Genomic DNA, 9,319 nt, shown 5'->3' with positions numbered 1-9,319 from the left:
TTGCCGGCGATAGGGCCCGTACAGGCCGTCACGACTGACTCGCCGGGATCCGTCGCTCACCCATCCAGGCATTGACCTGCTGCCCGAACTCCGCCGGGGCCTTGCGCCCGAACCGGCGCGACAGGTCGAGAATGGTCTGCTGGGCCAGCGCCTCTTCCATGCGCTTCTGCGCACTCAGCATCACGGCGTGAATCGCGCAGGTGCCTTCAGTCGCCCAACCCGGTGGCGACCCCTCGAACAACGTGCAACGTTCGCGAATCTCGCGGCAGTCGAAGATCTTCTTCGGCCCGTCGATGGCATTGACGATGTCCAGCACGGTGATCTCGTCCGACGGACGGGCCAGGCGAAAGCCACCGCGCACCCCTTCCGTGGCCACCACCAACTTGGCGCGAGCCAGCTTGGTGAAGACCTTGGCCAGGTACTCCTGTGGCACGCCTTGCAGCTCTGCGAGGTCGCGCACGCTGGATTCGCGCGTGTCGCCGCGCTCGTCCACGAGGTATAGCAGGCAATGGATGCCGTATTCGACGCCAGCACTGTAGAGCGACATTTCAATCTCCGACCAACTTTGTCGCAAATCATACGCGGGTAGCGCCAGCACCGCAAAGCGGCTTGCCACTTCAGGTGCTGGCGCCCCTCCAATGCCTACCCGCGCAGCGCCTTCACCTCGCCCTTCTTGCCGTCCGTCTCGCGCAAGTACTCCTGCAGCGAGTCGTCCATCGCCTGCATCCAGCGGGTATGGTGGGGCACCGCCTTGGTGCCGGTGATCACCGAACGGTACGACTTGTCGCGGTAGCCCATGATGTCGTGCTTCTTGTCCTGCTTCCATTGCAGGAAGATGCGGTTGACTGCATCGATATCGAAGCTCGGGTAATCGGTCTGCCCGATCAGGTGCTTGATGTATCGACCCTGGAACTCATACATCGAGGCCGTGGTTTCCAGGCCCTCCTCCTCCGCGCGCCAACGCTTGCTGTCCGCTTGCATGTCGGCCCTGGACGGCAGCTTGATGCGGCCCATCATGTAGTCGCGGGCAAACCACGCCTGTGCGTCGAAGAGGTTGAAGCTGTACCAGAGGTCCTGCATGCCCAGGTAGAGCAATTGCGGATTCTGCTCCCAGACCACACCCTGGTAGAGCCCCGCAGGCCACAGGCGGTTGTTGGTCTTGAGGGTCAGTTCATCGGGCAGGAACGGGAAGTGATGCTGGTAGCCCGTGCACAGGATGATCGCATCCACGCGCTTGTTCGACCCATCGGCGAAGAACGCCAGGTCGTTTTCGACCCGCACCAGTTGCGGGCGCTCTTCCCAGCCCTTGGGCCACTTATAGCCCATCGGTTGCGTACGGTAGGCCGTGGTGATCGAGCGCGCGCCGTACTTGAAGCATTGCGAGCCGATGTCTTCGGCGGAGTAGCTGCTGCCGACAATGAGCAGGTCCTGGCCGTGGAATTCCATGGCTTCGCGAAAATCGTGGGCGTGCAGGATACGCCCGGTAAAACGCTCGAAGCCTTCGAACGCCGGCACGTGCGGGGTGGAGAAGTGCCCGCTGGCCACCACCACATAATCGAACACCTGCTCGATACCAACCCCTGCACCGTAGTCATGGGCGCTCACGGTGAACTCGCGCGTGTGTTCATCGAAGCTGACGTTCTTGACCACGGTATTGAAGCGGATGTAGTCGCGCACCCCGGCCTTTTTCACGCGGCCTTGAATGTAGTCCCACAGCACCTCGCGCGGCGGGTACGAGGAGATCGGCCGCCCGAAGTGTTCATCGAAGCTGTAGTCGGCGAATTCCAGGCACTCCTTGGGGCCGTTGGACCACAGGTAGCGGTACATGCTGCCGTGCACCGGTTCGCCATGCTGGTCGAGGCCGGTGCGCCAGGTGTAGTTCCACATACCGCCCCAGTCGGCCTGTTTTTCGAAGCAGACGATTTCCGGCATGGGGGCGCCCTGGGCATGGGCGGACTGGAACGCACGCAGTTGCGCAAGGCCGGACGGGCCGGCACCGATGATAGCTACACGAAGAGTCATAGTGATTCCTGAACAGTTGAACGCTGAAAAAAATGCAAAGGCTCCCCAACCCCGAACGGCAAAAGGCCGGGGGTGGAGCGATTCAGGCGTTACGGTGCAGGTGGAGGGACGGGGCGTTTGCGCATCTGGCTGAGCAGGATGTTGACGGGCGGAATCGACAACACGTGATACAGGCTGGAAAGCGGGGAGAGGGTCATTGGAGTGGGCCCGTATCCATCAGCGCAGGGCGCGGAATGGGGGCCTGAGGGGCGCAAGATACGTGTGATCTCGTACATGGGGGCTGAAATGGCCTCTTTTCTTTGTGGTTTCCTTTTTATCTATAACGGATGGGGGTGGGGATATCAAGGTTTGTGCCCAACCGCCCGCCAGCCGCCTGAGTACAGGCCTTTCTACGCGCTGACCGATGAGCTGCCCCCCTCGTCGCGAAGAAAAAACTTGCAAACGTAAACTCCGACCAATACAGTCGTAGTTATTCGAGAGACACCTAGCGTGTGGATCGAAGCCCTCTTCTTCCCTGTACGACCTTTGCGGAGCACCTGCATGAAATCCAACATCCTGATCATCGGTGCCGGTTTCGCCGGCGTATGGAGCGCCCTGAGCGCCGCCCGCCTGCTCGACCAGGCTAAACGCGACGACCTCAGCATCAGCGTGCTCGCACCACAGCCGGAACTGCGCATCCGCCCGCGCTTCTACGAAGCCAACGCACATACCTTGAAAGCCCCCGTGGGCGAACTGTTCGAGGCCGTGGGCGTACGCTTCATCACGGGTAACGCCGAGGCCATCGACGCCGACGCCCGCAACGTCAGCTACACCGACAGCCACGGCCAGCGCCAGCAGATCGGCTACGACCGCCTGATCCTCGCCGCCGGCAGCCAGGTGGCACGCCCGGCTATCCCGGGCCTGGCCGAACACACCTTCGATGTCGACCAGATCGAATCGGCCATGCACCTGGAGCAGCACCTGCAGAGCCTCGCCGCCCTGCCCCCTTCGCCGGCACGCAACACCGTGGTGGTCTGCGGCGGGGGCTTCACCGGCATCGAAACCGCCACCGAAATGCCCGCACGCCTGCGTGCCTTGCTCGGTGACAGCGATGTGCGTGTCGTGCTGGTCGACCGTGGCGCCAGCATTGGCGCGGCACTGGGCGCGGGTATCAAACCGTCGATCGTCGCCGCGTCCGAGCAGGCTGGCGTCGAATGGCTGACCGGTACCACGGTGGTCGCCGTCGATGCCGGTGGCGTCACCCTCGACAATGGCGAATACATCGCCAGCAAGACCGTGATCTGGACCGTCGGCGTCAAGGCCAGCCCGCTGACCGCGCAGGTGGCCGGCGAGCGAGACAACTTCGGCCGGCTCAAGGTCGACGACCACCTCAAGGTGATTGGCCAGCCGCATATCTATGCCACGGGCGATACCGCTTGGGCGGCCGTCGACGAAATCGGCAACCACGCCCTGATGACCTGCCAGCACGCCATCCCCATGGGCCGCCACAGTGGCAACAACGCCATGGCCGACCTGCTCGGCGTGCAGCCGGTGGTCTACCGCCAGCCCAAGTACGTCACCTGCCTCGACCTCGGTGAATGGGGCGCGGCGTACAGTGAAGGCTGGGAGCGCGAACTGAAACTGCACGGCCAGGAAGGCAAGGACCTCAAGCGCCAGATCAACTCGGTATGGATCTACCCTCCTGCCGCCGACCGCGCCGTGGCACTGGCAGCGGCAGACCCGCAGATCGCAATCGTTTGACCGCATGATCCCGGCAGATCCGTCCAATAAATGACGGATCTGCCTATGCAGGGCACAAGGGTGGATGTCTGGCCAATGGTGGTGGCCATATGGCATCATCGAAATCAAAAAAGTATTCGAGAGGGTGAGGCACACACTTAAATCCGCAGCGCATCAAGATGCCTGGCATCCCCCGCTCTTGACGCTCTGCACGCCACCGTCAAGGAGCACTTCCATGCAGTTACGGAACATGAAGATCGGTATTCGCGCTGCCAGCGTATTCGCCCTGTTGGGCACCCTGGTCCTGTTCATGGGCCTGCTCGCACTCTATGAAACCCGGCAGATGGACAAGGCCACGGACGAGATCCGCGTCACCTGGATGCCTGCCGTGGTCGCCCTCAGTGACATCAGCAGCAACCTCGGCCGCGCCCGCGCGGTCACCCTGCGCGCCGCGCTGTCTGATAGCCCCACCGAACAGGCACGCAACGTCGACCTGCTCAAGAGCATCAACGCCCAGCTCGACGGTGACCTCAAGCACTATGAGGGCACCATCATCGCCGCCGACGACCGCGCCCTGTACAACACCTTCTATGCCGCTCACCATCAGTACCGCGACCTTCAGGCGCAGGTGCTGCAGGACATCCTCGCCGGGCGCATGGCCGAAGCCAAGCAGCAGATCAACAGCGCGCTAAGCCAGCATGCGGACGCCATGATGAAGGCCATGGCCGCGCTGATCGTCTATAACGGCAGCGGCGCCGAACAAGCCTCGCAACGCAGCAGCGACGTGGCCGACCAGGCCTCCAACGCCATCATCGGCTCGCTGCTGGTGATCATTCTCGCCCTGGCCACCATTGCTACCCTGCTCACCCGCAGCATCGTCGTACCGCTAGCCGATGCGGTGGCCGTGGCCGAACGTGTGGCCACCGGCGACCTGACCCAGGACATCCAGGTCACTGGCCGCGACGAACCCGCCTTGCTGCTGCGGGCACTGAGCCGCATGCAGGCCAGCCTGCGTGACACCATCCGCAAGATCGCTGCCTCCTCCGACCAGCTGGCCTCGGCCTCGGAAGAGCTGCACACCGTCACCGAGGACACCAGCCGCGGCCTGCACCAGCAGAGCGCGGAAATCGACCAGGCGGCCACCGCTGTCAACCAGATGACCGTTGCCGTGGAAGAAGTGGCGAGCAACGCGGTGAGCACCGCCGACGCCTCCCAAGGCGCCGACCGCACCACCCGGGACGGACGCGACCAGGTCAACCAGGCGCTGGCCTCGCTGCAGCACCTGGTGGCAGACGTGACCGGCACCTCTGCCGAGATCGAACAGCTGGCCACCAACGCCAACGAGATCAGCCGCGTGCTCGACGTGATCGGCGCAATTGCCGGGCAGACCAACCTGCTGGCACTCAATGCCGCCATCGAGGCCGCACGTGCTGGCGAGGCGGGTCGTGGCTTTGCCGTGGTCGCCGACGAAGTGCGCGCCCTCGCCCACCGTACCCAGCAGTCCACGGCGGAGATCGAGCAGATGATCGCCGGGATCCAGAACGGCACCGGGCGTGCAGTGACAGCCATGCAAAGCAGCCAGGGGCGTGCCACGGGGACGCTGGCAGTGGCTGAGGGTGCGGGGCAGGCGTTGGAGGTGATTGCCGAGGCGATTGCCTCGATCAACCAGCGCAACCTGGTGATTGCCAGTGCTTCGGAGGAGCAGGCGCAGGTGGCGCGGGAGGTGGATCGCAACCTGGTGAATATTCGCGACCTGGCAATGCAGACTTCGGCGGGGGCCAATCAGACCAGTGCGGCGGCGCAGGACCTGTCGCGTTTGGCGGTGGATTTGAATGGCATGGTGGCGCAGTTCAAGGTTTGATCCGAAACAGCCGGGGCCGCTGTGCGGCCCATTCTCGGGACAAGCCCGCTCCCACAGGAACACCACTGCCCTTAAGTGCTATGGAGTACCTGTGGGAGCGGGCTTGTCCCGCGAATGGGCTGCAAGGCAGCCCCATCAAGCAGGATCAGTCGTTGACGCTAACAGCCCGCACAACCTTCTCGGCACCCTTGCCCCGCGTCGCCAGGCAGTAGTACAGCGGCACCGTCACGATCAAGCCGAACAGCCACGACAAGTCCGCCCCTTCGACAATGTTCGAGTACGGTCCCACATACAGCGCCGTATTGGCAAACGGCAGCTGCACCAGGATCCCGCACGCATAGGCAATGATCGCGTGGTGGTTGAAGCGCCCATAGATGCCGCCATCCGCCTGGAAGATCGAGGCAATGTCGTACTGCCCCTTCTTGATCAGGTAGAAATCGATCAGGTTGATCGAAGCCCACGGCACCAGCACCAGCAGCAGCGCCAGGATCAGGCCGATGAACTGGCCGATGAAGTCCGCCGAGGCATTCAACGCCACCATCCCGCAAGCCACCAGGATCACCGAAGCCAGGATCACCCGCACCTTGATGCTGGGCGTCCACTGAGCGACGAAGGTCTGGATCGCGGTGACGATCGACAGCACTGCACCGTACAGGTTGAGGGCGTTGTGGCTGATGATGTTGAGCAGGAACAGCACCATCAGGATCGGCCCCAGCCAGCCAGTGGCCTGCTTGACCGCGTCCATCGCGTCGGTGCCTTCCGGTACGCACAGCACCGCTACCGCACCGAAGCTGAAGCACAGGATGGTGCCCAGGGTCGCGCCGAAGTAGGTGGCCCAGAACGGCTTGGCGATCCCCACTTCCTTGGGCAGGTAGCGCGAGTAGTCGGAGGTGTACGGCGAGAAGCTGATCTGCCAGATGGTGCCCAGCGACACGGTGGCGATGAAGCCCGACAGGTTGAACGCGCCACGGCTGAAGAAGTCGGCGGGCAGGTCCTGAACGAACATCATGATGAAGCCGGCCAACAACGCCGAGCCCATCACCCAGGTCCCGATGCGGTTGAGGATATGGATGAAGCGGTAACCGATCACACCAATAGCCGTGGCGCTCAGGGCACCGATGACGATAGCGCCCGGCATCGGCACGCTTGGCGCGATGCCATGGATGGTCTTGCCCGCCAGCACGATATTGGAAATGAAGAAGCCGACGTAGATCAGCGCCGTGAAGAACACGATCAGCAGCGCGCCATAGCGGCCGAACTGGCCACGGCTCTGGACCATCTGCGGAATGCCCAGCTGCGGTCCCTGCGCAGAGGCCAGGGCGATGACCACGCCCCCCAGAAGATGACCCAGCAAGATGGCGATCAGGCCCCACAACAGGTTCAGGTGGAACACCTGTACCACCATGGCGCCGGTGACGATAGGCAGTGGCGCGATGTTGGTACTGAACCAGAGGGTGAACAGGTCGCGCGCCTTCCCGTGGCGCTCGGCAGGTGGAACGTAATCGACCGTGTGATTCTCGACAAACTGGTGTTGCGATGACGGTTGGGACATGGTTTTCAGCTCGAAAGGTCGTTTTTATCTTTGTAAGGAAACCGCATCAAGGCGGCCTCTCAGCTGCGGACCATATTATGGTATTCCAAACTTTTGACAACACTGCTGCGGTCTAAAAATCTGTAACTGATCCGGTTCAGCAGCCGGCGCCAAAGCCTCGCGCGTTGGTCAAAGCCCCTGTTCATGCGGCTTTGCGCCATTCATCGTGAATGTGCGGCGTTGCGAAATTCCGCTTGCAAATCGAGTATTACGGTATACCATCAGACACATCAACGATAAAAACCGCGGACCACCGCAGCCCTTTCGAGGTACTCGCCATGATCGACGCAACCGTCTACAAGAACGTCCTGGGTTCCTTCCCGTCGGGCGTCACCGTCATCACTACCCTGGACGACGACGGCTCGATCGTCGGCCTCACCGCCAGCGCCTTTTCCTCCCTGTCGATGGACCCGCCGCTGGTGCTGTTCTGCCCCAACTACAGCTCCGACTCCTACCCGGTGCTGATCAGGAACAAGCGCTTCGCCATCCACCTGCTGTCTGGCGAGCAACAGGCCGAAGCCTATGCCTTCGCGAAAAAAGGCAAGGACAAGGCCGCCGGCATCGAGTGGACCCTGAGCGAACTGGGCAATCCTATCCTGGCCGGTGCCACTGCCGTGATCGAATGCGAACTGTGGCGCGAGTATGAAGGTGGCGACCACGCCATCATGGTCGGCAAGGTGCACAACCTGATCGTCCCCGAGCAAGCGCCACGGCCGATGGTGTACTGCCGCGGCAAGATGGCCAGTCTGCCCGCCTTCGCCTGAAGTCATGAATTGTTGATTCAGCAGCTGTGGGAGCGGGCTTGCCCCGCGATCACCGGCGCAGCCGGTGCCATCCACCGAGTCGCCTGCTTCGCGGGACAAGCCCGCTCCCACAAGGGTTTCGCCAACTTTCAGATTTTCAGCAAGACAGTTGCTCCCACATTGAGACCTGCCCCGGCAGGCGACAACAACAAGCTCCGAGGAAAGCCCCATGAAATTTTCGTTGTTCGTGCACATGGAACGTTGGGATGAACAGGTCAGCCACCGCCAGCTGTTCGAAGACCTGACCGAACTGACCCTGATGGCCGAGAACGGCGGTTTCAGCACCGTGTGGATCGGCGAACACCACGCCATGGAATACACCATTTCGCCAAGCCCGATGCCGCTGCTGGCCTACCTGGCCGCCCGCACCGAGAAGATCCGCCTGGGCGCCGGCACCATCATCGCGCCGTTCTGGAACCCGATCCGCGTGGCCGGCGAATGCGCCCTGCTCGACGTGATCAGCAACGGCCGCATGGAAGTGGGCCTGGCCCGCGGCGCCTACCAGTTCGAGTTCGACCGCATGGCCAATGGCATGCCGGCCACCGACGGCGGCAAGGCCCTGCGCGAAATGGTCCCGGCGGTGCGCGAGCTGTGGCAAGGCGACTACGCCCACGAAGGCGAAGTCTACAAGTTCCCGACCTCCACCAGCGTGCCGAAACCGGTGCAAAAAGGCATGCCACCGATGTGGATCGCCGCCCGCGACCCGGACTCGCACAACTTCGCGGTCAAGAACGGCTGCAACGTCATGGTCACCCCACTGATGAAGGGTGATGAGGAAGTGCTGGACCTGAAGAACAAGTTCCAGGCTGCCCTGGACAACAACCCCGACGTGCCACGCCCGCAACTGATGGTGCTGCGCCACACCCACGTGCACAGCCCGGCCGATCCGGAAGGCTGGAAAGTCGGTGCCCAGGCCATCTCGCGCTTCTACCGCACCTTCGATGCCTGGTTCGGCAACAAGACCACGCCGGTCAACGGTTTCCTGGAGCCAAGCCCGGAATCCAAGTTCGCCGAGGTGCCGGCCTTCGCGCTGGAGAACATCCGCAAGAACACCATGATCGGCACCCCCGAAGAGATCATCGCGCGCATCAAGTACTACCAGGAACTGGGCGTCGACGAGTTCAGCTTCTGGTGCGACAACAGCCTGCCCCACGCCGATAAGAAGAAGTCGCTGGAGCTGTTCATCAAGGAAGTGGTGCCGGCGTTCGCCTGAATTCCCATTGCCTGAAGTAGTTGCGGGATCAGCCCGCTCACGGGGCCCTTGTGGCCTTCGCGAGCGGGCATTTTTTTGAGATGTGCATAGGCAGTACCGGCCCCATCGCC

At 62.6% G+C, this 9,319-nt stretch carries 7 protein-coding genes; 4 read left to right on the top strand and 3 right to left on the bottom strand.

Annotated elements, in window-relative coordinates; genetic code table 11:
* Positions 1–28 precede the first annotated feature (28 nt).
* Positions 29–547, bottom strand: coding sequence for an RrF2 family transcriptional regulator (locus PMI38_RS21740; protein ID WP_008098888.1), 519 nt, complete (start codon positions 545–547; stop codon positions 29–31).
* A gap of 95 nt (positions 548–642) precedes the next feature.
* Positions 643–2,022, bottom strand: coding sequence for an NAD(P)-binding domain-containing protein (locus PMI38_RS21735; RefSeq protein WP_008098887.1), 1,380 nt, complete (start codon positions 2,020–2,022; stop codon positions 643–645).
* Between the two features lie 540 nt (positions 2,023–2,562).
* Between PMI38_RS21735 and PMI38_RS21730 the strand changes: the two genes are divergently transcribed.
* Together PMI38_RS21730 and PMI38_RS21725 are read left to right on the top strand one after the other, a co-directional pair.
* The gene (locus PMI38_RS21730) at positions 2,563–3,762 is read left to right on the top strand and encodes an NAD(P)/FAD-dependent oxidoreductase (protein ID WP_008098884.1); all 1,200 of its coding nucleotides are present in this window, start codon (positions 2,563–2,565) and stop codon (positions 3,760–3,762) included.
* A 64-nt stretch (positions 3,763–3,826) separates the two neighbouring features.
* Positions 3,827–5,602 (top strand): methyl-accepting chemotaxis protein, encoded by a 1,776-nt coding sequence (locus PMI38_RS21725; protein WP_443216399.1) that lies wholly within the window; start codon positions 3,827–3,829, stop codon positions 5,600–5,602.
* Positions 5,603–5,747: 145 nt separating this feature from the next.
* Here the strand turns inward: PMI38_RS21725 and PMI38_RS21720 are convergent, their stop codons facing one another.
* Positions 5,748–7,154 carry a purine-cytosine permease family protein gene (locus tag PMI38_RS21720; RefSeq protein ID WP_008098880.1) on the bottom strand — a complete coding sequence of 469 codons (1,407 nt, stop codon included), beginning with the start codon at positions 7,152–7,154 and terminating at the stop codon, positions 5,748–5,750.
* Positions 7,155–7,471: 317 nt separating this feature from the next.
* Here PMI38_RS21720 and PMI38_RS21715 point away from each other — a divergent pair, with 317 nt between their 5' ends.
* Both PMI38_RS21715 and PMI38_RS21710 read left to right on the top strand, forming a co-directional pair.
* A complete protein-coding gene (locus tag PMI38_RS21715; RefSeq protein WP_008098877.1) occupies positions 7,472–7,957 on the top strand; it encodes a flavin reductase family protein in 486 nt (161 codons plus the stop codon).
* A 208-nt stretch (positions 7,958–8,165) separates the two neighbouring features.
* The gene (locus PMI38_RS21710; RefSeq protein ID WP_008098875.1) at positions 8,166–9,209 is read left to right on the top strand and encodes an LLM class flavin-dependent oxidoreductase; all 1,044 of its coding nucleotides are present in this window, start codon (positions 8,166–8,168) and stop codon (positions 9,207–9,209) included.
* Positions 9,210–9,319: the final 110 nt, after the last annotated feature.

Source organism: Pseudomonas sp. GM84, from assembly GCF_000282535.1.
Classification (GTDB): Bacteria; Pseudomonadota; Gammaproteobacteria; order Pseudomonadales; family Pseudomonadaceae; genus Aquipseudomonas.
The sequence above is the reverse complement of the archived record's forward strand: the minus strand, read 5'-3'. Positions and strand labels throughout refer to the sequence as shown.